This window comes from Mycolicibacterium neworleansense (assembly GCF_001245615.1).
Taxonomy (GTDB): Bacteria; Actinomycetota; Actinomycetes; order Mycobacteriales; family Mycobacteriaceae; genus Mycobacterium; species Mycobacterium neworleansense.
The window spans coordinates 961,413-987,800 of sequence record NZ_CWKH01000003.1; the positions used below are offsets into that span (position 1 = coordinate 961,413).

Sequence of the window (26,388 nt, forward strand, 5' to 3'; positions counted from 1 at the left end):
TTCTACGTCCGTCGAGCGACGGTCAACGAGACCGTCAGTCTCGTGAATTCATCAGCTCAGTGGCCGAGAATCCACGTTCCAGGTCACGATCAGCAAAGTAATCGTGCAACGTCCCGCTGAGGTCTGCCGGGTTCCAGGCATCGGAGTCCGCAGTGAAGTGCTTCTCCGCCGTGGGCGGCGCGACCAACGTGACAGTTGGACCATAGACGATGAACAGCTGACCGTTGACCGCTTCGGACGCGGGCGCGGCCAGGAAACGCACGAGAGTGACGACGTGGTCGGTCGACAGCGGATCGACCTGCCCCCCGGCCGTGTCGGGTGCGTCACCGAACACTCCGGCGGTCATGGCGGTGCGCGCCCGCGGGGCGATCGCGTTGGCCCGCACACCGAAGCGCTCCAGCGCCCGGGCGGCCGACACCGTCAGCGCGGTGATGCCGGCCTTGGCGGCGCCGTAGTTGGGCTGACCGACCGGGCCCGACAGGCCGGCCTCCGACGACGTGTTGATGATGCGGCCGTAGACCGTGCCGTCGCCCGCCTTGGCCTTGTTGCGCCAGTAGACGGCCGCATTGCGGGTCAGCAGGAAGTGGCCGCGCAGGTGCACCGCGATGACCGCATCCCACTCTTCGTCGCTCATGTTGAAGAGGATCCGGTCGCGGGTGATGCCCGCGTTGTTGACGACGATGCCCAGCCCGCCGAGACCGTCGGCGGTGGCGACCAATTCATCGGCGGTCGAGCGCGCGCTGATGTCCCCGGCCACGGCGACGCCCTTGGAGCCGGCGGCCGCGATCTCATCGAGGACGTCAGAGGCATCGAGCGCGCCGGCCATGTCGTTGACCACCACGGTGGCCCCGGCCTTGGCCAGGCCGATGGCCTCGGCGCGGCCCAAACCTGCGGCCGCACCTGTGACCACGGCCACTTTGCCGGACAGATCAATCTGAGCGTCGTCAGTCATTTATGAATACCTCTAGTCTTTTCGGATCAGGGCTGCGCGGGGGCACTCGGCGATGGACTGCTCGGCCAGATCCTCCTGGTCGGCAGGCACCGGATCGGACTTGACCACGGCATAGTCGTCGTCATCAAGATCGAACAGATCAGGGGCAATACCCACGCACACCGCGTTGCCTTCGCAGCGATCACGGTCTACTTCAACTCGCATGGCGACCTCCTTACGACGTGTGCACGCACGGGGCTGCGGGCGCGCAGCCACAGAATACGACCACACCTGACGGATACCAGTCCGGCACCGGCCTGGATCCTAAGACTAGAACGTGTTACAACCAGGTGAGAACTCAGGTCTATCAAGCAGTGAGGATGCAGCGGAATGCGGATCGGTTACACCCCCGAGCAGGAGGAGCTGCGCCGCGAGTTGCGCGCTTACTTCTCCAAGTTGATGACACCCGAACGTGTCGAGGCACTCAGCTCGTCCGAGGGCGAGATGGGACGCGGCAACGTCTACCGCGAGACCGTGGCGCAGATGGGCAAGGACGGTTGGCTCACGCTGAGCTGGCCCAAGGAGTTCGGCGGCCAGGAGCGTCCGCCGATGGACGGCCTGATCTTCACCGACGAGGCCGCGATCGCCGGCGCCCCGGTGCCGTTCCTGACGATCAACAGCGTCGCGCCGACGATCATGCACTTCGGCACCGAGGAGCAGAAGAAGTTCTTCCTGCCCAAGATCGCCGCGGGTGAGCTTCACTTCTCTATCGGCTACTCCGAGCCCGGCGCCGGCACCGACCTGGCCGCGCTGCGGACCACCGCGGTGCGCGACGGCGACGACTACGTGGTCAACGGCCAGAAGATGTGGACCAGCCTGATCGCCTACGCCGACTATGTGTGGCTGGCCGTGCGCACCAACCCCGAGGCCAAGAAGCACCGCGGCATCTCGATGCTGATCATGCCGACCACCGCCGAGGGCTTCTCCTGGACGCCGGTGCACACCATGTCCGGCGTTGACACCAGCGCCACCTATTACCAGGACGTCCGGATCCCGGCCACCAACCTGGTCGGCGAGGAGAACGCAGGCTGGAAGCTGGTCACCAATCAGCTCAACCACGAGCGCGTCGCCCTGGTGTCCTCGCAGCCGATCTACGTCGCACTGGACGGGGTCCGAGAGTGGGCCCAGAACACCAAGGACGTGCACGGCAAGCGCGTGATCGATTCCGAGTGGGTGCAGCTGAACCTGGCCCGGGTGCACGCAAAGGCCGAGGTCCTCAAGCTCATCAACTGGGAGCTGGCCTCTGCGGACGGCGCACCGTCTCCGGCTGACGCGTCGGCGGCCAAGGTGTACGGCACCGAGTTGGCCACCGAGGCATACCGCCTGCTGATGGAGGTGCTGGGCACCTCTGCGACGCTGCGCCCGGACAGCAGGGGCGCGCTGCTGCGCGGCCGCATCGAGCGGTTCCACCGCTCGGCGCTGATCCTCACCTTCGGCGGCGGCACCAACGAGATTCAGCGTGACATCATCGGCATGGTCGCGCTCGGCCTGCCCCGAGTGAACCGGTAAGGACGGCACACCAAATGGATTTCAAGACGACCGAAGAGGCCGCCGACCTGGGTGGCCTGGTGCGCACGATCACCGAGTCGGTGTGCACGCCAGAACGTCAGCGTGAGCTCGACGGGCTTGAGCAGCGTTTCGACGCCAATCTGTGGGCCAAGCTGATCGAGGCCGACGTCCTGTCGGCTGCGGCTCCCGAGTCGGTGGGCGGCGGCGGTTTGGGCGTGCTCGAGCAGGCCGCCGTGCTGACCGCGCTGGGTCGCCAGCTGGCCGCGGTGCCCTACCTGGATTCGGTGGTACTGGGCGCCGGCGCGCTGGCCGCGTTCGGGTCCGAGGAACTGCGCACCGAGTGGGCCCGGCCCGCCGTGGCCGGAGACAAGATCCTCGCGGTGGCACTGGACGGCGAGATGGGCCAGGGCCCGGTGCAGGCTCAGGCCGACGGATCGGGTTACAAGCTCACCGGTTCCCGCACCCAGGTGAACTACGGGCCGATCGCCGACGCCTTCCTGGTTCCGGCCGAAACCGATTCCGGGGTTGGCGTTTTCCTGGTCACCAAAGACGATCCTGGTGTCACCGTGACCGCACTGAGTACCACCGGCAAGGGCAGCGTCGCCCATCTGGAGCTGCAAGGCACCGCGGTGGACGCCGCCCGCCTCGTCGGCGGCGCAGAGGTCACGCAGTGGCTGACCACTCAGTCGGCGTTCGGCCACAGCGCCTTTCAGCTCGGTGTGCTGGAACGCGCGCTGGAGCTGACGTCCGAGTACGCCCGGGAGCGCGAGCAGTTCGACCGCCCGATCGGCAGCTTCCAGGCCGTCTCGTCGCGGCTGGCCGACGGCTACATCGACGTCAAGGGTCTGCGCCTGACTCTCACCCAGGCGGCCTGGCGGTTGTCCGAGGACCTGCCCGCCGACATCGATGTCGCCAGCGCGGCATTCTGGGCTGCCGAGGCCGGCCACCGCGTCGCCCACACCGCGGTGCACGTGCACGGTGGCGTCGGCATCGACATGGACCACCCGGTGCACCGGTACTTCCTGGCCGCCAAGCAGACCGAGTTCGGTATCGGCGGGGCGACCGGGCAGCTGCTGCGCATCGGCCGCGAACTCGCAGACACCCCGGTTTAGGTATGGGGGGTCCAACCGTCGGCCCGACGGTCACCGAGCTGTTGGTCCCGCTGGCCGAGGTCACCGACCGTGGCCTCTACCAAGAGGATTCGTTCGTCAGCTGGGCCGACCACATCGCCGCCGGCGCGGCGCTGGCCGCGGCGCTGCGGGCACGGTTGGACCCCACCAAACCCCCGCATGTCGGGGCGCTCCTGGGTAACACCACGTTTTTCTCCAGTCTGCTGGTCGCGGCGGGCCTGAGCGGGCTGGTGCCCGTCGGCCTGAACCAGACCCGCCGCGGCGAGGCACTGGCCCGCGACATCGGCAAGGCCGACTGTCAGCTGGTGCTGGCCGACGACCCCGACGCGGTCCCGCCCGGGGTGGATTTCATCGACGTCGAATCTGCGGACTGGGCAGCCGAACTCGCGTCGTACCGGGACACCCCGGTGACGTTCGCCGAACTTTCGGCCGACGACCTGTTCATGTTGATCTTCACCTCGGGAACCAGCGGTGATCCCAAGGCCGTGCGGGTCACCCACGACAAAGTGGCGTTTCCGGGCCGGATGCTGGCCGAGCGTTTCGGGCTCGGCCCGGCGGACACCGTCTACCTGTCGATGCCGCTGTTCCACTCCAACGCGATCATGGCCGGCTGGGCCGTCGCGGCGGCGGCCGGTGCGTCGATTGCGTTGCGGCGCAAGTTCTCCGCATCCGGTTTCATGCCGGACATCCGGCGCTACGGCGCCACCTACGCCAACTATGTCGGCAAGCCGCTGTCCTACATCCTGGCCACCGAGCCGGCGCCCGACGACACCGACAACCCGTTGCGCATCCTCTACGGCAACGAGGGTGCGCCGCGGGATCTGGTCCGCTTCGCCGAGCGGTTCGGCGTGACGGTGGTCGACGGTTTCGGTTCCAGCGAGGGCGGTGTCGCGATCGCCCGCACTCCCGACACCCCCGAGGGCGCCCTCGGTCCGCTCACCGACCAGGTGGCGATCGTCGACGTGGAGACCGGTGAACCGTGCCCCCCGGGCGTGGTCGGCGAGTTGGTGAACCCGACCGGCCCCGGCTGGTTCCGGGGTTACTACAACGATCCCGACGCCGAGGCGGCCCGCATGGCCGGTGGCGTCTACCACACCGGAGACCTGGCCTACCTCGACGAAGACGGCTTCGCACACTTCGCCGGCCGCCTCGGTGACTGGATGCGGGTCGACGGCGAGAACCTCGGCACCGCGCCGATCGAGCGAATCCTGTTGCGCCACCCTGACATCGCCGAGGTCGCGGTGTATCCGATCCCCGATCCCGCTGTGGGTGATCAGGTGATGGCCGCACTGGTGCTGACGGCGGGCACACACTTCGACGCAGACAAGTTCCGCGCCTTCCTGGCCGAGCAATCCGATCTGGGACCCAAGCAGTGGCCGTCGTATGTCCGGGTCGGCCCCAGGTTGCCGCGCACCGAGACGTTCAAGGTGATCAAGCGGCAGCTGTCGGCCGAGGGCACCGACTGCACCGACCCGGTCTGGCCGATCTCGCGCTAGCCCGTACCCGGCGCGCCACCCGCGTCAACCATTTCGATACCATCGGCATCGAAACTTGGGAGGCGCAGCATGCACATCGCAGTGACCGGCGGCACCGGCTATCTCGGCGCTCATACCGTGCGGGGCCTGCTGCAGGCCGGCCATCGCATCCGGCTGCTGGCCGCACCGGGGTGTGGTGAGGACGACGTGATCGGCCAGCTCGCCACCCTCGGCGAGATGACCGTGCTCGAGGGCGACATACGTGACGAGGCCACCGTCACGAAGTTGCTGTCGGGGTGCGACGCCCTGATCCACGCCGCAGGCATCGTCGGCACCGACCGCCGCCGCGAGAAGCTGATGTGGGAGATCAACGCGCACGCTACCGAGGCCATTCTGAACCGCGCCGCCGAAGCCGGGCTCGACCCGATCGTCTCGGTGAGCAGCTACAGCTCCCTGTTCCCGCCGCCGGACGGCGTTATCTCCGCCGACACCCCACCGGCGCCCGGCCGCAGTCCGTACGCCCAGACCAAGGCCTATGCCGATCGCGTGGCCCGGCGGTTGCAGGATGCCGGCGCCCCGGTCGTGGTCACCTACCCCTCCAGCGTGGTGGGCCCGGCCTACTTCACCGCCGCCGGGGTGAGCGAACGCGGCTGGGCACCGATCGCCAGGGCGGGTCTGGCGCCGCGGATGGCCGGCGGCATGCAGATGATCGACGTGCGCGACGTCGCGCTGGTGCACGAGCGGCTGATGGTGCCCGGGCAGGGCCCCAAGCGCTATGTGTGCGGCGGTGTGATGGTGTCGTTCAACGAGATGATCGACGTGCTCGAACAGGGCAGCGGACATACGATCCGCCGAATCCCCTTGTCGGCAGCGGTGTTCCGGGGAATCGGGTGGGTCGCGGATCAGCTGGGTGGGGTACTGCCGCTCGGTGACGGGATCAGCCACGAGGCAGCGCTGCTGCTGACCGCCGCCACCCCGACCGACGACAAGAGCACGCTCACCGATCTGGGCATCGACGCCTGGCGTTCGCCACAGGACGCCATGCTGGCGTCATTCGGCCGGTGACACGCCCAGGGCCCGGCTGAGCAACCGGACGAGCTGCTGTTGCAGTTCGGGTGTGTCGTCGTCGGTCGCCACCGTGGTGGTGAACAGCGCCGCACCGGCCGCCATCGACAGCGCGGCCCGGGCGTCCGATTCCGATCCGTATCCACTGGCGGCGAACATCTCGATGGCCGGGCCGCTGAATCCCTCCCACAGCGCCTTTCGCAGGGCATCGTTCTCCCGTAATGCCAGCAGCAGACCGGGCACCGCCTCGCTCACATCAGGCCGGATGAACAGCTGATGGCTACCGCGTACCACCCAGTCGATCCAGCCGGCCAGGTCGGTACCGGAAAACGGTGCCATGTCAGGTGATTCGCCGAGTATCGCGTGCAGCACCAGTTCGGCCTTCGACGGCCAGCGCCGGTTCAGGCTTGATCTGCCCACCCCGGACCGCGCCGCGACCAGCCGCACGCTCAGGTCGTCCCAGCCCACCTCGACCAGCAGCTCGCGCGTGGCCGCGAGCACCCGCTCGTCGATCGACGCGTCGCGTGGTCGCCCGGCCATTCCCCGATTCAACCGCATGGCGGCGCGCGTAGCGTCGTGGACGTGGGCTACCGCGAATACGAACCGTCGCCACGCCTGGGCGAACTCGTCCAGTGCCGCTGGGTCCGCACCGGCCCAGCCGGTCCCGGCCGGATTCTGCCCGACGGGTGCATGGACCTGATCGAAATGGACGGCACGATCGTCGTCGCCGGACCCGACACCACAGCGTTCACCGCGGCCGGCCGCCGGGATCCCGTAGAGGGACTGCGGTTTCGGCCCGGGGTGCTGCCCCGGCTACTGGGCGTCCCAGCGGCCGAACTGTGCAACACCCGGATCGACCTGCGAGACCTGCGCCGGTTCGACCGGGGCAGGTCGCTCGAAGAGCTCGCCGAAACGCTCGCGTCGCAGACACCGCGTCCCGAGACCGCCCCGTGGCCCCTGCCCGCGCTGCACGACGTCACCCGCCGGCTGGCGGCCGGCGAATCGGTCACAACGACAGCACGTCAGGTCGGCTGGTCGAATCGCACGATGCAGCGACAGTGCGCGGCGGTCTACGGCTACGGGCCGGCCACACTGCGGCGCATTCTGCGGTTCCGTCGCGCGGTCGGACTGATCGGCACGGGGTTGAGTTCGAGCGCGGTCGCCGCGGAGGCCGGCTACGCCGATCAGCCGCACCTGCACCGCGAGGTCCGCGCCCTGGCCGGAGTTTCGTGGCGTCAACTCCGCAGCGCCGCGAACAGGTCCACCGAGGTCCCGTCGGGATCTTCGACGGTCGCGTAGCGCTGTCCCCAAGGCGCATCGAAGGGCTTGAGCGTTCCCGGGTGTCCGGCGGCGGTGAGCCGCTCATAGAGCGCGTCGACATCACCGGGTGCGTCGAGCCCGAAGGCCAGCGCTACCCGGCCTGGCCCGCTCGGAGGCGTCCACCCGGGGTGCATTCCCGCGATCACCTCCTCCGTGTCGAACGCGAGACGGTTTCCACCCGGCAGTGCGACCTCCACGTGCGGGCCGTCCGGTTGAGGCACGTCGAGGCCGAGCAGCCGATAGAAGTCCAGGGATCGGGGTAGGTCCGCGGTCACGATCTCGATGACCGCCGAGTTCAGGTTCAAGGCCATATCCACAGGTTAGGACGCTGGGACGGCCTCGTTCGTGAACAGATCGGACAAGCTGTGCCTTTGTCGGACTGCAGGTACCGAGTAGGTTGACACTGACTGTTAGTTACTTGCCAGTAGGGAGTCCCCGATGCCCGCTCCGTCCGCCGCCGACTTCGCTCGCCTGCGCGCACTCGTCGCCATCGAAGACATCGAAGCCCGGCAGTCCAAGCCGATCGACGAGGTGTTCACCGGCAAGGAACTGACCACGATCCCGGTCGGCACCGCCGAGGATGTGACCGCGGCCTTCGCCAAAGCCCGCGCCGCGCAGGCACAGTGGACCAAGCGCCCGGTCAAGGAACGCGCCGCCATCATCAAGCGCTTCGGCGCGCTGCTGGCCGAGAACCGCGACTTCCTGATGGATGTGGCTCAGGCCGAAACCGGCAAGGCCCGCTCGGCCGCCCAGGAAGAAATCGTCGACATGATCCTGAACGCGGGCTACTACGCGCGCGAGGCGGGCCGGTTGCTCTCCACAAAGCGCGTGCAGGGTCTGCTGCCGGGATTCGTCAAGACCGTCGTCAACCACCATCCCAAGGGTGTCATCGGCGTCATCTCGCCATGGAACTACCCGATGACCCTGTCTATCTCGGATTCCATCCCGGCCCTGCTGGCCGGCAACGCGGTGGTGGTCAAGCCGGACAGCCAGACCCCGTACTGCACGCTGGCCAACGCCGAACTGCTGTATCAGGCCGGGCTGCCTCGCGATCTGTTCGCGGTCGTGCCGGGGCCGGGTTCGGTGGTCGGCACCGCGATCGTCGAGAACTGCGACTACATGATGTTCACCGGTTCGACGGCCACCGGCCGGGCACTGGCCGAGCAGTGCGGCCGCCGGTTGATCGGCTTCTCCGCAGAACTCGGCGGCAAGAACCCGATGATCGTCACCAAGGGCGCCAACCTGAAGGTCGCCGCCAAGGCCGCCACCCGCGCCTGCTTCTCGAACGCCGGTCAGCTGTGCATCTCGATCGAGCGGATCTACGTCGAGCGGGAGGTCGCCGACGAGTTCACCGCCAAATTCGCCGAACAGGTGCGCAACATGAACCTGTCGGCGGCCTACGACTTCACCGCCGACATGGGCAGCCTGATCTCCGAAGATCAGATCAAGACCGTGTCCGGGCATGTCGATGACGCAAAAGCCAAGGGCGCCAAGGTGGTTGCCGGTGGCCACGCACGCCCCGACATCGGCCCGCTGTTCTTCGAGCCGACGGTGCTGACCGGTGTCACCGACGAGATGGAATGCGCGCGCAACGAGACCTTCGGCCCGCTGGTGTCGATCTACCCGGTCGATTCCGTGGACGAGGCCGTCGAGAAGGCCAACGACACCGAGTACGGCCTCAACGCCAGCGTGTGGGCCGGATCGAAGTCCGAAGGCGAGGCGATCGCGGCCCGGGTCAATTCCGGCACGGTCAACGTCGACGAGGGCTACGCCCTGGCATTCGGCAGCACCGCGGCCCCGATGGGCGGCATGAAGGCCTCCGGCGTCGGGCGCCGCCACGGCGCCGACGGGATCCTCAAGTACACCGAGTCCCAGACTGTGTCCACCGCACGCGTGATCAATCTCGATCCGCCGCTGGGGATCTCGCAGACGGTGTGGCAGAAGGCGCTGACCCCGATGATCCGGACGCTGCAGAAGCTGCCCGGCCGCTAGAACGACACCGGGGATGCTGAGGCGACGGTTCCTCTCCGCAGGCGCGGTCGTTTTCGGCGCAGCCCTGGCTGCGGGGTGCACCGAGCCCGCCGGCGAGGATCAACGCACGTGGCGGATGCCCGACGAGGGCGATCCGCACAAACGGACCTGGATGGCCTTCGGCGCGAGTGAGGCGATCTGGGGCGCGGCCCTGCTGCCGCCGGGCCGCTGTCAGAGGGGACGCCGGGCGACGACCGCGAAGTTCAGCGGGATCCGCGGCGCTCCCGGCGGCAGCGCCCAGCCCTGCTCACACGGCACCAGTGCCGGGAATGCCTGCCAGTCCATGTAGGGCAGTTCGGCGAGGGCCTCGATGACCAGCCCCGCACGGAGCAGGGAGGTGACGACTTCGGACAGGTCATGGCGCCATTCATGGTTACGCACGTTGGTGATCTGACCGGCCGAGTTCTCGGTGTACGTTCCTGCGTCGTCGTAGGTGCGGACTCCCCCGCCGCTGAGGTAGTCGTCGGTGACGTCCCATGGCTCGTAGTCCATGGCGCTCAGGATCGGATGGTCGTCGCGGATCACGAACACTCCGCCGGGCTCCAGCAGGTCATGGATCGACTGGGCCCAAGTGGCGAGTTCCGGCAGCCACACAATGGTTCCGGTACTGGTCACCACGGTTTCGAAACGTCGCTGGATCAGCGTCGACGCGAACCGCGCATCGCCCTCCACCCAGGTGATCTCGCGGCCGTCGGCCGCGGCGATCCTGGCCGCGTGCCGCAGCGAGTTCGGGGACAGATCGACGCCGTGGACGTCGCGGGCTCCCAGTCTCGCCCACGACACGGTATCGGTGCCGATGTGACATTGCAGATGCAGCAGCGAGCGGCCTTTGACCCCGCTCTCCGGCAGGTGCGGCGCGAGTACCTCAAGGTCGTTGCGCACCACCCAGGAGATCTCGGTGGGGTCGGCGAGAAACCCTGCGACGTCGTACATCTCGGATCGGGCGTGCACCTCGGCCCGGTCGTCCCAGTTCGCCCGGTTGGCGGCCAGAGCCTGCGCGTCGTTCACCGGCTCAACCCTACCGACCTCAACGACATCGAGCCTGCGCCCAGACTCAGCTGCCGGCGATGCCGTCCAGGCGCTTGGTCGCCGCCTCGAAACCGCTCACCAGCTCGCCGATGATGTCGGCAACCGGGCGGATCTCGTTCATCCGGCCCACAATCTGACCGACCGGCATGGAAACGGTGTCGGGGTTGTCCGACTCGTTCATCCGCTGATGGGCCTCGCTGACCAGGATGTTCTGCAGCGGCATCGGCAGCGGCTCCGGCGCGTCCGGGGCGTCCCAGGCGTCGGTCCACTTGGTCTTGAGCAACCGGGCCGGCTTGCCGGTGTAGATCTTGCGGCGCACGGTATCTGCGGTGGTCGCCTTGAGCAGCGCCTCCTGGATCGTGGAGGTGCCGCCGGGCAGCCGGTGACCCAGGTCGTATTCGGCCGAGGTCAGGAAGGCCGAACCCATCCACACGCCCGACGCGCCGAGAGCCAGCGCCGCCGCGACCTGCTTGCCGGTCCCGATACCGCCGGCGGCCAGCACCTGGGCCTTACCGTCAAGCGCGTCAACGATTTCCGGCCACAACACCATCGAGCCGATCTCACCGGTGTGGCCGCCGGCCTCGTGGCCTTGGGCCACGACGATGTCCACGCCGTTCTCGACATGGCGCAGCGCATGTTTGGCGCTGCCGGCCAGTGCGGCGACCGGCACACCGGCGGCGTGCGCCTGCTCGATGACGTCGACCGGCGGTGAACCCAGGGCGTTGGCGATCAGCTTGATCGGGTGCTTGAGTGCCACCTCGACGTGGCTGCGGGCCACCGAGTGCAGCCAGCCCAACACACCCTCGTTGCGCTCCTCATCCGCCGGCAGTGGCGGAACACCCAGATCGGCAAGGGTTTTCGCGACGAAGTCGCGGTGGCTCTGCGGGATCAGCTTGTTGATGTCGACGGCCGTGCCCTCGGTGGGGATCTTGGCCGGCATCACCACGTCGACGCCGTAGGGCTTGCCGTCGGTGTTGGCGTCCATCCACTGCAGGACCTCTTCGAGGTCGTCGGCGTCGTTGAACCGCACGCAGCCCAGCACACCCAGACCGCCGGCCTTGCTGACCGCGGCGGCCACCTTCTCCGACGGGGTGAAGACGAAGATCGGGTATTCGATCCCGAACCGTTCACAGAGTTCGGTCTTCATCATTTGGCTCCCACGTGATTGGCGTGCACGTCATCGGCGGCACGCTCTTCGGTGGTGTCCTTGGCCCACCGGTAGTCGGGCTTGCCCGCAGGCGAGCGCTTGACCTCGTCGACCAGCCACAGGCTGCGCGGCACCTTGTAGCCGGCGATCTCGGTGCGGACATGGGCATCGAGTTCGGCCAGGGTCGGGCGGGCACCTGCGCGCGGCTGCACGACGGCCGCGACGTGCTGGCCGAAGCGCTCGTCGGGCACGCCGACCACCAGCGCGTCGAATACGTCGGGGTGGCCCTTCAGGGCGGCCTCGACCTCTTCGGGGTAGATCTTCTCGCCGCCGCTGTTGATCGACACCGAGCCGCGGCCCAGCATCGTCACGCTGCCGTCGGCCTCGACCTCGGCGTAGTCACCCGGGATGGCATACCGCACCCCGTTGTAGGTGCGGAAGGTCTCGGCGGTCTTCTTCTCGTCCTTGAAGTAGCCGACCGGGATGTGGCCGCACTTGGCGATGATGCCGCGCACGCCCGAACCCGGGACGACCTCGTTGCCGTCCTCGTCGAGCACTTTGGTGTTCTTGTCGATGGTCACGCGCGGGCCGCCGGTGTGGCTCTGTCCCTTGGCCACGATGCTGGTGCCGCCGAAGCCCGTCTCCGACGAGCCGATCGAGTCGGTGATGATCCGGTTGGGCAGCAGCTCGAGGAACTTCTCCTTGAGGCTCGTTGAGAACAGAGCGGCGGTGCTGGCCAGCAGGAACAGGCTCGACAGGTCGTGTTCCCTACCGTCGGCCTGCGCGGCGAGCAGCGAGTCCAGCAGCGGCCGGGCCATCGCGTCACCGGTGAAGAACAACAGATTGACCTTGTGGTCATGGATCATCTGCCAGACCTCGTCGGCGTTGAACTCCGGTGCCAGCACGACGGTCTGGCCGGAGAACAGGGACATCCAGGTGGCCGACTGCGTGGCGCCGTGGATCATCGGCGGGATGGGCAGCCGGATCATCGGCGGGTTGGCGACGGCCTGCTTGGACAGGTCGTATTCGTCGGCGACGGGCTCACCGGTAGCGAAGTCGGTGCCGCCGAACAACACCCGGTAGATGTCCTCGTGACGCCACATGACGCCCTTGGGGAATCCGGTGGTGCCACCGGTGTAGAGCAGGTAGATGTCGTCGGCGCTGCGCGGGCCGAAGTCACGCTCGGGTGAGTGCTCGGCGATGGCGGAGTAGAACTCGACGCCGCCGTAACGCTGGTAGTCGTCGTCCGACCCGTCTTCGACCACGAGGATGGTCTTCACGTCCGGGGTCTCGGGCAGCACGTTGGCCACCCGGTCGGCGTAACGGCGCTCGTGGATCAGCGCGACCATGTCGGAGTTCTCGAACAGGTACTTCAGCTCGCCCTCGACGTAGCGGAAGTTGACGTTGACCAGGATCGCGCCGGCCTTCACGATGCCCAGCATCCCGATCACGATCTCGATCCGGTTGCGGCAGTACAGGCCGACCTTGTCGTCCTTCTTGACGCCCTGGTCGATCAGGTAGTGGGCCAGGCGATTGGCCTTTTCCTCCAACTGCCCGTAGGTCAGCTGCTCGTCGCCGGAAATCAGCGCGACACGGTCCGGCACAGCGTCGATGGCGTGCTCGGCAAGATCAGCAATATTCAGAGCCACAGAACCTAAACTAGAACGTGTTACATTTCGATACAAGTCTGGGTCGAAAATGCAGAGAGGCAGACACCAGTGACTGAGTCTGAAAAGGGCCCCGACGCCCTCATTGAGCAGCGCGGACACACCCTGATCCTGACGCTGAACCGGCCGGAGGCACGCAACGCGCTTTCCACCGAGATGCTCTCGATCATGGTCGAGGCCTGGGATCGCGTCGACAACGATCCGGAGATCCGCACCTGCATCCTCACGGGCGCCGGCGGGTACTTCTGCGCAGGCATGGATCTCAAGGGCGCGGCCAAGAAGCCGCCGGGCGATTCGTTCAAGGACGGCAGCTACGACCCGTCACGCATCGACGGTCTGCTCAAGGGTCGCCGGCTGACCAAGCCGTTGATCGCCGCGGTCGAGGGCCCGGCCATCGCCGGCGGTACCGAGATCCTGCAGGGCACCGACATCCGCGTCGCCGGCGAGAGCGCCAAGTTCGGCATCTCCGAGGCCAAGTGGAGCCTGTACCCCATGGGCGGTTCGGCGGTGCGCCTGGTCCGCCAGATTCCCTACACCATCGCGTGCGACATGCTGCTGACCGGACGGCACATCACCGCCGCCCAGGCCCTGGAGTACGGCCTGATCGGTCACGTCGTGCCGGACGGCACCGCACTCGAGAAGGCCTTGGAGATCGCCGAGGTGATCAACAACAACGGCCCGCTGGCCGTCCAGGCCATCCTCAAGACCATCCGCGAGACGGAGGGCATGCACGAGAACGACGCGTTCAAGCCCGACACCGCCAACGGCATCCCGGTGTTCCTGTCCGCCGACGCCAAGGAAGGCCCGCTGGCCTTCAAGGAGAAGCGCGCGCCCAAGTTCCAGATGAAGTAGTTGTTGCCCGTCGAGGCAAACCTGAGGCCCTGCTCGATATTTCGAGCAGGGCCTCAGGTTTTCTCAGCCTCTCAGCGCCAGTGCCCGGGAGGCGGCGGACCCCAGTGCCCCGGCGGCGGGGGCGGCGGGCCCCAGAACCGCGGGGGCGGTGGCGGTGGCCCCCAGAACGGCGGCGGGGGTGGAGGTGGCGGCCCCCAGAACGGCGGGGGCGGCGGAGGCGGAGGCGGGCCCCACGGCCGCAATGGCGGAGCGGGCATCGAGGACAGCTGAGCCGGTGCGCCGACCTGCAGGCTCGTCGGCGCGGGGACCGGTGCCGCGTTCGCCTGGCCGGCCGTTCCGATGACTCCGGCCATCAGTGCCCCACCCAGCACCACGCCACTCAACACAGTTCGCCCAGGTAAATGTCGTGCCATCACGTGCACCCTTCGATCGTCGCGTCTATCCCCCGATATCGCGAGACTATCTAATTAGCATGCCTATGCGAACCCCGTGATGGGCTTGCACAGCCAACGCTTAACCAGGGCACAGGGATACACAGACACCGCTCATGCGGCGCAGAGCTATCCCCCCAGTGGTGCCGTCGGGGTGAAGACGACCGGCATGGCTTCCGGCCCGCTGACGAAGTTGGCCGGACGCAGCGGCAGCTTCTCGTCGTTGGCCAAGCGCAGGTCGGGCAACCGGGTGAGCAGCCGCTCGAGCATCAGCCGCAGTTCCAGCCGAGCCAGCTGGTTACCCAGGCAGAAGTGGGTGCCGAAGCCGAATGCCAAGTGGCTGTTGGGGTTCCGGTCGATCCGGAAATCGTCGGGGTTCTCGAAGACGGCTTCGTCGAAGTTCGCCGATTCGAACATCAGCATGAGCTTCTCGCCGGCCTTCAGCTCGGTTCCGTGGAACACCGTGTCCGCGGTCAGGGTGCGGCACATGTTCTTGACCGGCGAGGTCCAGCGCAGCGTCTCCTCGATGGCGCCGGGCAACAGCGACTGGTCGGCGATCAGCGCGTCCCACTGATCACGGTGGCGCAGCAGTTGTTCGGTGCCGCCCGAGAGGGTGTGCCGGGTGGTCTCGTCGCCGCCGATCAGGATCAGCAGCGTCTCCATGACGATTTCGTCATCGGTCATCCGCTGGCCGTCGACCTCGGCGTTGACCAGGATCGAGAACAGGTCGTCGGTCGGCTCGGCGCGCCGCTTGGCGATCACCTCCATGGTGAACGCGGTGTAGGCGGCAAACGTCTCCATCAACATTCCGATGGCGGTCTCGTCGAGATGCGAACTCAGCCCACAGACCAGATCGTCCGACCACTTCAGCAACATTTCGCGCTCGGTCGGCAGTACGCCGAGCATGTCACCGATCACGGCCATCGGCAGCGGCGCGGCGATGTCGCGGACGAAGTCACACTCCCCGCGTTCGCACACCGCGTCGATCAGGGTGTCGCACAGGCTCACGATCGAGGGCACCTTGTCCATCACCCGCTTGCGGGTGAAGCCGGAGTTGACCAGCTTGCGGCGCAACACATGTGCGGGATCGTCCATGTCGATCATGTACGGCATGCCGGGCTGCTCGGGGCGGATTCCGCCGGTGTTCGAGAACAGCTCTGGGTTGCGCTCGGCCTCGATGACGGCGGCATAGGTGGTGGCCGCGGCCAGCCCGTTGCGATCACGGAAGACCGGCTCGTTGGCCCGCATCCATCGGTAGGCCTCCCGGGCGCCACCGTCGGCATAGAAATTGCCGTTGGTGAGGTCCACATCGGGTTTGAGCAGGACTTGGGTCACGAGATCTCCTTGGCGTCAGCAAACGTCATCTGTACATTGCGGACCGAGCTGGACAACAACGCCCGTTTGGGCAGGCCCAGGGCCGCGAGTTCTTGGCCGTACGGGTGCTCACCGAGCCGCACCGTGACTCCACCCGGGCGGTAGCGGACGCCGGAAAGCCGCATCTGGCCTTCGGTTTCACGCCGGACGCCGTCGAGGCAGGAGAAGGTCGACTGCACCTGAGGCTTGGCGGTGAACGCCGAGGGCACCGGCAGCCCGGGTTTGAAATCCATCCTGATCGCCGGCCGGCCGTCGATGTTCACCTCGAAGCCGAACGGGCTGTCTTCATGAAGAGTGAAGTCCGCCAAGACTTTCGGATAACCCCAGATCTGCCGGCCGGCCTGCAGCGTGAACTCGCCGTCGACCGGGAGGTGATGCACGAAGGCGCCCGCCGAGCCAAGCCCGCGCAGCCCCGACGCGTCCGACCCGGGCCGGTTCACCATGACGTTGGTGCCGTACTCCAGGTACGGGCCCAGGTCACCGTCGATGTAGCGCATCAGCATCAGCACGACGATCGCGCGGTGCGGCCGATGCCGGTAGACGCGCAGGCCGCTGTAGTCGATCATGCGCTGGGCGGCGTCGGCGTCCACCGAGAACATCGCCATGTGCTGTTCGGCGGTACGGATCTGCACCGGCATCGTCAAAACCGTGCCGAGCACAGTGTGCTGCGAGGCAGGAGTGGCGTCAGTCACACCACTGAATCTAGACCCAGCAGTAAACAGATTTCAAGAAGTGTCTACACCGAGGGCTACACCAGGGCGGCGAGATCCTTGATCTGCTCGACGGAGCGGGCTCCCACGACCATCATGGTCACGCCCGAGGCCTCCCAGGCCTTGATCTGCTCCTTGACGTAGTCGAGGTTACCGACGATCGCGGAGTCATCGACCAATTCGTCCGGAATGATCTTGGCGGCCTCGTCCTTGCGGTCACTGCGGAACAGCTTGGTGACGTCGTCGACGACCTCGGCATAGCCCATCCGGCGGTACACGTCGGCGTGGAAGTTGGTGTCCTCGGCGCCCATTCCGCCCATGTACAGCGCCAGGTGCGGCTTCATCAGCTCCATGATCGCGGGCCGGTCGTCGGTCACCACAACCTGTGCGGTGGCGCAGATCTCGAAGGTCTCGCGGGTACGCCGCGCGCCCGGCCGGGCGAAGCCCTCGTCCAGCCATTCGTTGTACATGCCGGCGATGCGCGGTGAATAGAAAATGGGCAGCCAGCCGTCGGCGATCTCGGCGGCCAGCGCGACGTTCTTGGGCCCCTCGGCACCCAGCATGACCGGGATGTCGGCGCGCAGCGGATGAGTTATCGGCTTGAGGTTCTTGCCCAGGCCGGTGGTGCCCTCGCCGGTCACCGGCAACGGGTAGTGCGGGCCGTCGCTGTGCACCGGGGCCTCGCGGGCCCACACCTGACGCAGGATGTCGATGTACTCACGGGTGCGGGCCAGCGGCTTGCCGAACTTCGCGCCGTACCAGCCCTCCACCACCTGCGGGCCGGACACACCGAGGCCGAGGATATGGCGGCCGCCGGACAGGTGGTCCAGCGTCAGCGCGGCCATCGCGCACGCGGTGGGGGTACGGGCGGACAGCTGGATGACCGAGGTACCCAGCCGCATGCGGGTGGTTTCCCGCCCCCACCAGGCGAGTGGGGTGTACGCGTCCGAGCCCCAGGCCTCCGCGGTGAAGACGGTGTCGAAGCCCTCCGCCTCGGCCGCGGCCACGAGTTCGGCGTGGTTGGTCGGCGGCTGTGCGCCCCAGTATCCGAGTTGCAGACCGAGCTTCATTTAGATTGCCTTCCCACGTGTCCTTGCCACGATTGTTAGAACCTGTTCTACTCGATGTGTGACAGCCAGCCAAAGCCGCCCGGCCTCGACAGATCACCGTGAGCCGCCACTTTCCGCGCCACTGAAACTGTCGTTTGACTACACCCGTTCAGTAGGTCCACTGCTCAGCCAGTTCTTTACTGCCCTGCGTGAGCGCCGGATCGTCGGCGTGCGCGGGTCTGACGGACGCGTGCACGTGCCACCCGCTGAGTATGACCCGGTCACCTACGAGGCCCTGACCGAGGTGGTTCCGGTGTCCAGCGTCGGGACCGTCGTGTCCTGGACCTGGCAGCCCGAGCCGCTGGAAGGTCAGCCGCTGGACCGGCCGTTCGCCTGGGCGCTGATCAAGCTCGACGGCGCCGACACCCCCCTGCTGCATGCGGTGGACGTCAAGGAAGGCGAGCTCAGCAGCGGTGCCCGCGTACACGTGCATTGGGTCGACGAGCCGGTGGGCGCGATCACCGACATCGCGTACTTCGTGCCCGGCGAGATCGCCGAGGACGTCCCGGCGGTGGCGACCGATGACCGTGATCCGGTGACCATGCTGGTCGTCCCCTCGGCCATCGAGATCCAGCACACCGCCTCGCGTCCCGAGAGCACCTACCTGCGTGGCCTGCGCGACGGCAAGCTGCTCGGCGCCCGCTCCGGCGACACGGGCAAGGTGTACTTCCCGCCCAAGGAAGCTGATCCGGCCACCGGCCAGGAGCTCGACCAGTTCGTCGAACTTGTCGACAAGGGCACCGTCACCACGTTCGCGATCATCAACATCCCGTTCGCCGGCCAGCGCATCAAGCCGCCGTATGTCGCGGCCTATGTGCTGCTCGACGGTGCCGACATCCCGTTCCTGCATCTGGTCACCGACATCGATGCGTCCGAGGTGCGGATGGGCATGCGAGTCGAAGCGGTGTGGAAGCCCCAGGAGGAATGGGGCCTCGGCATCGACAACATCTCGCATTTCCGGCCGACGGGTGAGCCCGACGCCGATTACGACAGCTACAAGCACCACCTGTAAAGGGATCACATGACTTCTCGTGAAGTAGCCGTCGTCGGTTTCGCGCATGCCCCGCATGTGCGCCGCACGGATGGCACCACCAACGGCGTCGAGATGCTGATGCCGTGTTTCGCCAGCCTCTACGAAGAGCTCGGCCTGCAGCAGACCGATATCGGCTTCTGGTGCTCGGGTTCCTCCGATTACCTTGCCGGCCGTGCCTTCTCGTTCATCTCGGCGATCGACTCGATCGGCGCGGTGCCGCCGATCAACGAATCGCACGTCGAGATGGACGCGGCCTGGGCGCTGTACGAGGCCTACATCAAGATCCTGACCGGCGAGGTGGACACCGCGCTGGTCTACGGCTTCGGCAAGTCCTCCGCAGGTGTCCTGCGCCGGGTGCTGGCCCTGCAGACCGACCCCTACACCGTCGCGCCACTGTGGCCGGATGCGGTGTCGATGGCCGGACTTCAGGCCCGCTTCGGCCTGGATGCCGGTAAGTGGACCGCTGAGCAGATGGCTCAGGTCGCCCTCGATTCGTATGCCGCGGGTGGCCGCACCGACCGTGAGCAGGTCACCGGCAGCATCAGCGAACTGCTGGACCGCCCGTTCTTCGCCGATCCGCTGCGCCGCCACGACATCGCCCCGATCACCGACGGGGCCTCGGCCATCGTCCTGGCGGCCGGCGACCGGGCCCGCGAACTTCGCGAAAACCCGGCCTGGATCACCGGTTTCGAGCACCGCATCGAGACCCCCGTGCTCGGTGCGCGAGATCTGACCGTCTCGACCTCGACCGCCGCGTCGGCTCAGGCCGCCACTGGTGGTGACGTGAGCTCGATCGAGGTGGCCGAGATCTACGCGCCGTTCACCCACCAGCAGCTCATCCTCACCGAGGCGATCGGGCTGGGCGATGCCACGAAGATCAACCCCTCCGGCGGCGCGCTGGCCGCCAATCCGATGTTCTCGGCCGGCCTGGAGCGCATCGGTTTCGCCGCGCAGCACATCTTCTCCGGCTCGGCCGGGCGCGTGCTGGCGCACGCCACCAGTGGCGCTGCGCTGCAACAGAATCTGGTCGCGGTCTTGGAGGGCAAATAATGGCTAACAAAGCAGCGGTCCTCGGAACGGGCCAGACCAAGTACGTCGCCAAGCGGCACGACGTGTCGATGAACGGGCTGGTGCGCGAGGCCATCGACAAGGCGCTGGCCGATTCTGGCTCGACGATGGACGATATCGACGCCGTGGTGGTCGGCAAGGCACCGGACTTCTTCGAGGGCGTGATGATGCCCGAGTTGTTCATGGCCGACGCCACCGGCGCCACCAACAAGCCGCTGATCCGCGTCCACACCGCAGGTTCGGTGGGTGGCTCGACGGCGATCGTCGCCGCCAGCCTGGTCAAGTCCGGCAAGTACCGCCGGGTGCTGACCATGGCGTGGGAGAAGCAGTCGGAATCGAATGCCATGTGGGCGTTGAGCATTCCGGTGCCCTTCACCAAGCCGGTCGGTGCCGGCGCCGGCGGCTACTTCGCGCCGCACGTGCGGGCATACATCCGCCGCTCCGGCGCCCCGAACCACATCGGCGCGATGGTGGCGGTCAAGGACCGGCTCAACGGTGCCAAGAATCCGTTGGCTCACCTGCACCAGCCCGACATCACGCTGGAGAAGGTGATGGCCTCGCAGATGCTGTGGGACCCGATTCGTTTCGACGAGACGTGTCCGTCGTCCGACGGTGCCGCGGCCCTGGTGATCGGCAATGAAGACGCAGCGGATGCTCGAGTTGCCGAGGGTCATCCGGTCGCGTGGATCCACGCCACGGCCCTGCGGACCGAGCCCCTGGCCTACTCCGGTCGTGACCAGGTCAACCCGCAGGCCGGGCGCGACGCCGCGGCCGCACTGTGGCGCGACGCAGGCATCACCAGCCCGATCGACGAGATCGACGTGGCCGAGGTGTACGTGCCGTTCTCCTGGTTCGAGCCGATGTGGTTGGAAAACCTCGGTTTTGCCGCCGAGGGCGAAGGCTGGAAGCTCACCGAGGCCGGGGAGACCGCCATCGGCGGGAAGATCCCGTTCAACGCCTCCGGCGGCGTGCTCTCGAGCAACCCGATCGGCGCGTCCGGCATGATCCGGTTCGCCGAATCGGCGATCCAGGTGATGGGCAAGGCCGGCGATCATCAGGTCGAGGGCGCCCGCAAGGCGCTGGGCCACGCCTACGGCGGTGGCGCGCAGTATTACTCGATGTGGGTGGTCTCCAGCGACAAGCCGGCGGACAAGTGAGTATGAAGTACACGCTCAGCGTGGCCATGGGCCCGCTGGAGCATTTGACCGGATTGGCCCGCACCGCTGAGGAAGTCGGGTTCGATTCGATCGCGCTGCCGGACTCGCTGTTCTACATGGAGAAGCAGGCCGCGGACTATCCGTACACCCCGGACGGGTCACGGATGTGGAATGCCGAGACCCCGTGGGTGGATCCGCTGATCGCGGCGGCCTCGATGGGTGCGGTGACCTCGACACTGCGGTTCTACACCAACGTGATGAAGCTCGGGTCGCGCAATCCGCTGCTGCTGGCCAGGCAGGTCGGTTCGGTGGCCAACCTGACCAACAATCGGTTCGGGTTCGGTGTCGGGATCGGCTGGGCGCCCGAGGAATTCGAGTGGTGCGGGGTTCCGTTCGCCAAGCGCGGCGCCCGCGTCGACGAGATGATCGAGGTGCTCAAGCTCGTGCTCGGCGGCGGGATGGTCGAGTTCCACGGCGAGTTCTACGATTTCGAGCGGCTGCAGATGAGCCCGGCACCGTCACAGCCCGTCCCGTTCTACGTCGGCGGGCACACCCCGGTGGCCCTCAAGCGGGCGGCCCGGGTGGGTGACGGCTGGACCAGCGCGATGATGACGTGCGCGCAGCTGGCCGAGACCGTGGCGGCCATCAACAAGCTGCGGGCCGAATACGGCCGGGCCGACGAGCCGTTCGAGTTCCAGTCGGTGTGCATCGACAAGTTCGACCTCGACGGGCATCGGGAGCTGGCCGAGGCCGGCATCACCGACAACATCGTCATCCCGTGGATGCTCGAGGGCCTGGGCTTCGACGCGCCGCTGGAGCGCAAGCAGGATTCGCTCAAGCGCTTCGCCGACACCTACATCCACTCCGGCTGGCAGGACTGACATGGCAGTGACGAACTCCGAACACCCGGCACATTTGGCGGGCAAGCGATCCCGCGATGCGGTCGCCGCTCGGGACAAGCAGGCCTGGCTGGCCAATTTCGCCGACGACGCGATCGTGCAGGATCCCATCGGCCCGTCCTTCTTCGATCCTGAGGGCAACGGTCACCAGGGCAAGGACGCCATTGCGGCGTTCTGGGACAAGGCCATTGCACCGACCGACAACCTCGAGTTCAAGTTCGTCGACACGTTCCAGTGCGGCAGCGAGGAAGCCAACGTCGGCAGCATCGTCACCACGATGGGCGGACACCGCATCACCACCCCGGGCGTCTTCACCTACCGCGCGAACGAGGCGGGACAGCTGGTGGCGTTGCGGGCCTACTGGGAAGTCGACCGCGCGACCGCCGAGAAGATCGACAGCTAGATCTCGGCAAGCCCCGTGAGGTAGCGCTGGGCCAGCTCCCGGTATGCCGCCGGATTTGTCTGCACCCACATCTGGGCACCGGTGCCCGCGATAGGTCCCCGGATCTTCGCGGGTGCACCGGTGACCAACACCTCGTCGGGGATCTTGGTGCCCCCGACCACCAGTGAATGTGCCGCGATGAGGCTGCGCCTGCCGATCACTGCCCCGTCCAGCACAGTGCAGTGGTTGGCGATCAGCGCCTCCTCGCCCACGTGCGCACCGTGCACGACACACATGTGGGCAACCGTCGCACCGGGCCCGATGTCGACCGGGATCCCCGGTGGCGCGTGCAGCACCGACCCGTCCTGGACGTTGGCACCCTCACGGATGACGATGGGGGCGAAGTCTCCTCGCAGCACGGTGTTGAACCACACCGAGGCACCGGCCTCCACCGTCACGTTGCCGATCAATGTTGCCGTCGGGGCAACGAATGCGCCGGGGTCGACCACGGGCGCCCGGCCCTCGAACGAATACAGCGGCATCGTCCACATATACCGCAGGAAACCGGCGTCAGCGCAGCGACGCGTACCCTGAACAGTAACTATGTCGCTCACGACACTCTTTCACCCCAGGTTCTTGATCACCATCGGCCTTGCTGCGGCCGTCGTCGGCACGGCCGGCGCCTGCACTCCCACCGACCAGTCACCGAGTACGCCGTGGATGGCCACGCCGTCCACCTCGGCATCGGCGACGGCGCCGAAGTCGCCGAAATCGCAGGCGTCCGACTACAGCCACCTGCTGTTGCAGGCCGAGGATGTCAGCATTCCGCCGGACACGTTCACCGCCCGGTCCAGCAACGTGAACCCGGACGGTCAGTCGGGCGCCACCGCGCTGTTCGTCAACGCCGACGACACCAGGGCGATCGCCGACACCATCCTGATCTACCCGGATGTGGCCACCGCGTCGGCGACGCTCAAACAGGCCGCCGCTGCGGTGAGCACCATGGTGACCGGGGGGCAGCCGCAGCCGGTGCCGGTGGGCTCGAACGGCACCGTCATCTCGGGGACGGCACCCGATGGGAAGAAGGCCGTGACACTGCTGATGTACACGCAGGGGCGCGCGGTGGTGCGCCTGGAGTTCGACAGCAACCCGGATGATCCGGTGTCGCCGCAGACTGTGGCCAGCGTCGGCCGAATGCAGCAGATCGCCTTGAGAATCGGCCTTCCGGAGCGGGAGTAACTGCCGGTCGCGACGGGTATGCCCCAGGTCACGCCTTAATTATTGCCATCCGGGCTCGAAAAACTGTAACGTGTTCTAGTTAAGAGCACCGATACGGGAGGCCCACCGTGACTACCGAACATGCCGGCATCAGAGAGATTGACACCGGCGCCCTGCCAGACCGCTATGCGCGGGGTTGGCACTGCCTGGGACCGGTCAAGAACTTCCTTGACGGTCAGCCGCACTCTGTCGAGATCTTCGGCACCAAGCTGGTGGTGTTCGCCGACTCCCAGGGCGAGTTGAAGATCCTCGACGGCTACTGCCGGCACATGGGCGGCGACCTGTCACAGGGCACCATCAAGGGCGACACCGTGGCCTGCCCGTTCCACGACTGGCGCTGGGGCGGCGACGGCAAGTGCAAGCTCGTCCCCTACGCCAAGCGCACCCCGCGCCTGGCCCGCACCCGCGCGTGGCACACCGACGTGCGCGGTGGCCTGCTGTTCGTCTGGCACGACCACGAGGGGAATCCGCCCTCGGACGAAGTTCGTATCCCAGAGATTCCAGAGGCGGCCAGCGACGACTGGACCGAGTGGCAGTGGAACTCGATGTTGATCGAGGGCAGCAACTGCCGCGAGATCATCGACAACGTCACCGACATGGCGCACTTCTTCTACATCCACTTCGGTCTGCCGACGTACTTCAAGAACGTCTTCGAGGGGCACATCGCCTCGCAGTACCTGCACAACGTGGGCCGTCAGGACATCGGCGGCATGGGGACCCAGTACGGCGAGTCGCACCTGGATTCCGAAGCGTCCTACTTCGGCCCGTCCTTCATGATCAACTGGCTGCACAACAACTACAGCGGTTACAAGGCCGAGTCGATCCTGATCAACTGCCACTACCCGGTCAGCCAGGACTCGTTCATGCTGCAGTGGGGCGTCATCGTCGAAAAGCCCAAGGGCATGGACGACAAGACCACCCAGAAGCTGGCCAACGCGATGACGGACGGCGTCAGCCAGGGCTTCCTGCAGGACGTGGAGATCTGGAAGCACAAGACCCGCATCGACAACCCGCTGCTGGTCGAGGAGGACGGCGCCGTCTACCAGATGCGCCGCTGGTACCAGCAGTTCTACGTCGATGTCGCGGACATCACGCCCGACATGACCGACCGGTTCGAGATGGAGATCGACACCACCGCGGCCAACGAGAAGTGGCACGTAGAGGTCGAGGAGAACCTGAAGCTCCAGGCCGAGCAGAAGTCGGCCGAAAAAGAAGCAGCGCAGTCAAGCTGATGACGACACGCAACGAGCGGAGCCAGGCGCCAGATGTCGACGACCTGGCCCGCTCGATGCTGCTGCTACACGGCGCGCATGACGACGACGATCATCACGCCGGCAGCTCCACTACGAGCTCGTCCAGCGGATCATGGGCCAAGGCACCGAATTTCGCGTCCGATCCGGAGCGCGCCGCCGCGGTCCGTGAGTCGAGCGCACGCGACCGCGAGCGTTACCTGACCTCGGGCCTGGTGTCGGTGGACTGCCGGTTCTGCCATGTCGCGGTCCAGGTCAAGAAGCTCAGCGCGGAACACACTTCGGTGCAGTGGAGTTCCGAGGCGGTGCGGCGTTGCGCGACATTCGAGGAAATCCGGTCTACTGGTGGGGATCCGGCCCGGGCGCGGGCCTGCCCACGCCTGACCGACAGCATCCGGCACGCTGTCGCCGAAGGGTGCCTGGAAGAGGTGTCCTCGGCCCCCTCCCCCGGCGACGGCTAGTTCGCCGCCTGCAGTTCGGCCACACAGGCCCTCAACGACTGATCGTCGTCCCCGTCGCCCAGCGGCGGCAGCACGATGCCGTCGGCGACATCACCGAACCTGGCCTTGAGCATCGCGGGCAGTTCGTCGTGACGCCCGCAGACCAGCAGCTCATCCAGGATGGAATCGGTGAGCACCGAGGGCAATTCGCCCCACAGCTCGGTCCGCACCAGGGATCGCAGCCGCTCCGGGAGATCCGCCAGGCCGCGGCGGGCCAGACCGGTCGCGTACGCGGGCGTCGAATACAGGAACGCCAGCATCCGGCGCTGCCGTTCCCGTTCTACGGCCACTGCCTCATCAGTGCGTCCGGTGGCGATCGCCGTTGAGGCGACGATGCGCGGGATGTCTGCCCTGCCTGCCGTTTTCGCGCCACGGGCCAACGCCGGCCGTACCACGTCACGCAGGTATTCGGGATCGGAGTTGGTCGAGTGCGTGACGATCCCACTGGCGACGCCGCCGGCGAGTTCACACATGCCGGCGTTCACCGCGCCCAGCCAGATCGGTGGACGCACGGCGTCACCGGGGCCGGGGTTGAAGTAGGGCTGCATCCGGGTCAGCCGGTAGTTGTCGCTCCCGAAATGCACTGTGCCGCCGGTCCGGAACGCATCGAAGAGGGCATCGAGGGCGCCCACGTAGTCCCGCAGGCGGGCGATCGGATCGCTCCACGGCATGCCGTAGCGGTCGGTGATGTTCTGCTTGATCTGGGTGCCCAGTCCCAGCTCGAATCGCCCGCCGGACAGCACCGACAGATCCCAGGCCGTGTACGCCGTCAGTGTGGGGCTGCGCACGAATGCCAGTGTCACGGCGGTGCGCACGGTGATGTGCGAGGTGTGCTCCAGAGCCAGCAGGGAGACTGCCAGGGAGTCGTGCACGGTCTCGGCGACGTGCAGGCCGTCGCAGCCCAACCGCTCGACTCGCCGCGCGTAGTCCGCGGTTGCGGTCAGCGGTTCACGCGGGTCGAGCGCCAGATAGACCAACATG

Annotated in this window: 28 protein-coding genes; 15 read left to right on the forward strand and 13 right to left on the reverse strand. The window is 67.0% G+C overall.

The window, feature by feature from the left end:
* Window positions 1-34: 34 nt before the first annotated feature.
* Both BN2156_RS29360 and BN2156_RS29365 read right to left on the reverse strand, forming a co-directional pair.
* Window positions 35-952, reverse strand: coding sequence for a 3-oxoacyl-ACP reductase (locus BN2156_RS29360; RefSeq protein ID WP_090518359.1), 918 nt, complete (start codon window positions 950-952; stop codon window positions 35-37).
* 12 nt (window positions 953-964) lie between these two features.
* Window positions 965-1,156, reverse strand: coding sequence for a ferredoxin (locus tag BN2156_RS29365; protein ID WP_036391771.1), 192 nt, complete (start codon window positions 1,154-1,156; stop codon window positions 965-967).
* A gap of 165 nt (window positions 1,157-1,321) precedes the next feature.
* On the opposite strand from BN2156_RS29365, the gene BN2156_RS29370 reads away from it, so the two are divergent.
* The 4 genes from BN2156_RS29370 to BN2156_RS29385 all read left to right on the forward strand — a co-directional run bounded on the left by BN2156_RS29370 (window position 1,322) and on the right by BN2156_RS29385 (window position 6,170).
* Window positions 1,322-2,500 carry an acyl-CoA dehydrogenase family protein gene (locus BN2156_RS29370; protein WP_090518360.1) on the forward strand — a complete coding sequence of 393 codons (1,179 nt, stop codon included), beginning with the start codon at window positions 1,322-1,324 and terminating at the stop codon, window positions 2,498-2,500.
* Window positions 2,501-2,514: 14 nt separating this feature from the next.
* Window positions 2,515-3,612, forward strand: a complete 1,098-nt coding sequence (locus tag BN2156_RS29375) for an acyl-CoA dehydrogenase family protein (RefSeq protein WP_090518361.1) — start codon at window positions 2,515-2,517, stop codon at window positions 3,610-3,612.
* A gap of 2 nt (window positions 3,613-3,614) precedes the next feature.
* Complete coding sequence (gene fadD17 / locus BN2156_RS29380; RefSeq protein ID WP_090518362.1) at window positions 3,615-5,126, forward strand: long-chain-fatty-acid--CoA ligase FadD17; 1,512 nt, start codon at window positions 3,615-3,617, stop codon at window positions 5,124-5,126.
* 69 nt (window positions 5,127-5,195) lie between these two features.
* Entirely contained in the window at window positions 5,196-6,170 is a 975-nt protein-coding gene (locus tag BN2156_RS29385; protein ID WP_090518363.1) for an NAD-dependent epimerase/dehydratase family protein, read from the forward strand.
* Here BN2156_RS29385 and BN2156_RS29390 read toward each other — a convergent pair.
* Complete coding sequence (locus BN2156_RS29390) at window positions 6,156-6,710, reverse strand: TetR/AcrR family transcriptional regulator (protein ID WP_090518364.1); 555 nt, start codon at window positions 6,708-6,710, stop codon at window positions 6,156-6,158. The genes BN2156_RS29385 and BN2156_RS29390 overlap by 15 nt on opposite strands.
* Window positions 6,711-6,752: 42 nt before the next feature.
* On the opposite strand from BN2156_RS29390, the gene BN2156_RS29395 reads away from it, so the two are divergent.
* On the forward strand, window positions 6,753-7,469 hold the full coding sequence (locus tag BN2156_RS29395) for a helix-turn-helix domain-containing protein (protein WP_090518645.1): 717 nt from the start codon (window positions 6,753-6,755) through the stop codon (window positions 7,467-7,469).
* On the opposite strand, the gene BN2156_RS29400 is transcribed toward BN2156_RS29395, so the two are convergent.
* Window positions 7,406-7,801 carry a VOC family protein gene (locus BN2156_RS29400; protein ID WP_090518365.1) on the reverse strand — a complete coding sequence of 132 codons (396 nt, stop codon included), beginning with the start codon at window positions 7,799-7,801 and terminating at the stop codon, window positions 7,406-7,408. The two genes, BN2156_RS29395 and BN2156_RS29400, sit on opposite strands and share 64 nt — an antisense overlap.
* Window positions 7,802-7,928: 127 nt before the next feature.
* Between BN2156_RS29400 and BN2156_RS29405 the strand changes: the two genes are divergently transcribed.
* The gene (locus BN2156_RS29405) at window positions 7,929-9,482 is read left to right on the forward strand and encodes a succinic semialdehyde dehydrogenase (RefSeq protein WP_090518366.1); all 1,554 of its coding nucleotides are present in this window, start codon (window positions 7,929-7,931) and stop codon (window positions 9,480-9,482) included.
* A 210-nt stretch (window positions 9,483-9,692) separates the two neighbouring features.
* Here the strand turns inward: BN2156_RS29405 and BN2156_RS29410 are convergent, their stop codons facing one another.
* The 3 genes from BN2156_RS29410 to BN2156_RS29420 are packed head-to-tail and all read right to left on the reverse strand — an operon-like array spanning window position 9,693 to window position 13,346.
* Entirely contained in the window at window positions 9,693-10,529 is an 837-nt protein-coding gene (locus BN2156_RS29410; protein ID WP_090518367.1) for a class I SAM-dependent methyltransferase, read from the reverse strand.
* 46 nt (window positions 10,530-10,575) lie between these two features.
* Window positions 10,576-11,697 (reverse strand): NAD(P)H-dependent flavin oxidoreductase, encoded by a 1,122-nt coding sequence (locus BN2156_RS29415; protein WP_090518368.1) that lies wholly within the window; start codon window positions 11,695-11,697, stop codon window positions 10,576-10,578.
* Window positions 11,697-13,346, reverse strand: a complete 1,650-nt coding sequence (locus BN2156_RS29420; RefSeq protein WP_090518369.1) for a medium/long-chain-fatty-acid--CoA/3-oxocholest-4-en-26-oate--CoA ligase — start codon at window positions 13,344-13,346, stop codon at window positions 11,697-11,699. Before BN2156_RS29420 ends, BN2156_RS29415 begins: the two co-directional genes overlap by 1 nt.
* Before the next feature lie 69 nt (window positions 13,347-13,415).
* On the opposite strand from BN2156_RS29420, the gene BN2156_RS29425 reads away from it, so the two are divergent.
* Entirely contained in the window at window positions 13,416-14,216 is an 801-nt protein-coding gene (locus BN2156_RS29425) for a crotonase/enoyl-CoA hydratase family protein (RefSeq protein WP_090518370.1), read from the forward strand.
* A 71-nt stretch (window positions 14,217-14,287) separates the two neighbouring features.
* Here the strand turns inward: BN2156_RS29425 and BN2156_RS29430 are convergent, their stop codons facing one another.
* From BN2156_RS29430 to BN2156_RS29445, 4 genes are all read right to left on the reverse strand, one after another.
* Window positions 14,288-14,629 carry a hypothetical protein gene (locus BN2156_RS29430; protein WP_235625534.1) on the reverse strand — a complete coding sequence of 114 codons (342 nt, stop codon included), beginning with the start codon at window positions 14,627-14,629 and terminating at the stop codon, window positions 14,288-14,290.
* Between the two features lie 147 nt (window positions 14,630-14,776).
* On the reverse strand, window positions 14,777-15,982 hold the full coding sequence (locus BN2156_RS29435) for a cytochrome P450 (protein WP_090518372.1): 1,206 nt from the start codon (window positions 15,980-15,982) through the stop codon (window positions 14,777-14,779).
* Complete coding sequence (locus BN2156_RS29440; protein WP_090518646.1) at window positions 15,979-16,659, reverse strand: acetoacetate decarboxylase family protein; 681 nt, start codon at window positions 16,657-16,659, stop codon at window positions 15,979-15,981. The genes BN2156_RS29435 and BN2156_RS29440 overlap by 4 nt, the downstream gene beginning before the upstream one ends.
* A 110-nt stretch (window positions 16,660-16,769) precedes the next feature.
* Window positions 16,770-17,801 carry an LLM class F420-dependent oxidoreductase gene (locus BN2156_RS29445; protein WP_090518373.1) on the reverse strand — a complete coding sequence of 344 codons (1,032 nt, stop codon included), beginning with the start codon at window positions 17,799-17,801 and terminating at the stop codon, window positions 16,770-16,772.
* A 58-nt stretch (window positions 17,802-17,859) separates the two neighbouring features.
* Between BN2156_RS29445 and BN2156_RS29450 the strand changes: the two genes are divergently transcribed.
* The 5 genes from BN2156_RS29450 to BN2156_RS29470 are packed head-to-tail and all read left to right on the forward strand — an operon-like array spanning window position 17,860 to window position 22,400.
* Entirely contained in the window at window positions 17,860-18,852 is a 993-nt protein-coding gene (locus BN2156_RS29450) for a Zn-ribbon domain-containing OB-fold protein (protein ID WP_090518374.1), read from the forward strand.
* A gap of 9 nt (window positions 18,853-18,861) precedes the next feature.
* A complete protein-coding gene (locus BN2156_RS29455) occupies window positions 18,862-19,923 on the forward strand; it encodes a thiolase family protein (protein WP_090518375.1) in 1,062 nt (353 codons plus the stop codon).
* Window positions 19,923-21,098 carry a thiolase family protein gene (locus tag BN2156_RS29460; protein WP_090518376.1) on the forward strand — a complete coding sequence of 392 codons (1,176 nt, stop codon included), beginning with the start codon at window positions 19,923-19,925 and terminating at the stop codon, window positions 21,096-21,098. The genes BN2156_RS29455 and BN2156_RS29460 overlap by 1 nt, the downstream gene beginning before the upstream one ends.
* Before the next feature lie 2 nt (window positions 21,099-21,100).
* Window positions 21,101-21,979: a TIGR03619 family F420-dependent LLM class oxidoreductase gene (locus tag BN2156_RS29465; protein WP_090518377.1), complete on the forward strand. Its 879-nt coding sequence runs from the start codon at window positions 21,101-21,103 to the stop codon at window positions 21,977-21,979.
* Between the two features lies 1 nt (window position 21,980).
* Entirely contained in the window at window positions 21,981-22,400 is a 420-nt protein-coding gene (locus tag BN2156_RS29470; RefSeq protein WP_090518378.1) for a nuclear transport factor 2 family protein, read from the forward strand.
* Here the strand turns inward: BN2156_RS29470 and BN2156_RS29475 are convergent.
* On the reverse strand, window positions 22,397-22,921 hold the full coding sequence (locus BN2156_RS29475) for a gamma carbonic anhydrase family protein (protein WP_090518647.1): 525 nt from the start codon (window positions 22,919-22,921) through the stop codon (window positions 22,397-22,399). The two genes, BN2156_RS29470 and BN2156_RS29475, sit on opposite strands and share 4 nt — an antisense overlap.
* A 61-nt stretch (window positions 22,922-22,982) precedes the next feature.
* On the opposite strand from BN2156_RS29475, the gene BN2156_RS29480 reads away from it, so the two are divergent.
* The 3 genes from BN2156_RS29480 to BN2156_RS29490 all read left to right on the forward strand — a co-directional run bounded on the left by BN2156_RS29480 (window position 22,983) and on the right by BN2156_RS29490 (window position 25,368).
* Window positions 22,983-23,618 carry a hypothetical protein gene (locus tag BN2156_RS29480; RefSeq protein ID WP_162490998.1) on the forward strand — a complete coding sequence of 212 codons (636 nt, stop codon included), beginning with the start codon at window positions 22,983-22,985 and terminating at the stop codon, window positions 23,616-23,618.
* 107 nt (window positions 23,619-23,725) lie between these two features.
* Window positions 23,726-24,889, forward strand: a complete 1,164-nt coding sequence (locus tag BN2156_RS29485) for a 3-ketosteroid-9-alpha-monooxygenase, oxygenase component (protein ID WP_090518379.1) — start codon at window positions 23,726-23,728, stop codon at window positions 24,887-24,889.
* Window positions 24,889-25,368: a hypothetical protein gene (locus BN2156_RS29490; RefSeq protein WP_090518380.1), complete on the forward strand. Its 480-nt coding sequence runs from the start codon at window positions 24,889-24,891 to the stop codon at window positions 25,366-25,368. The genes BN2156_RS29485 and BN2156_RS29490 overlap by 1 nt, the downstream gene beginning before the upstream one ends.
* Here BN2156_RS29490 and BN2156_RS29495 read toward each other — a convergent pair.
* Window positions 25,365-26,387, reverse strand: a complete 1,023-nt coding sequence (locus BN2156_RS29495) for a TIGR03617 family F420-dependent LLM class oxidoreductase (protein WP_090518381.1) — start codon at window positions 26,385-26,387, stop codon at window positions 25,365-25,367. The two genes, BN2156_RS29490 and BN2156_RS29495, sit on opposite strands and share 4 nt — an antisense overlap.
* Window position 26,388 lies beyond the last annotated feature (1 nt).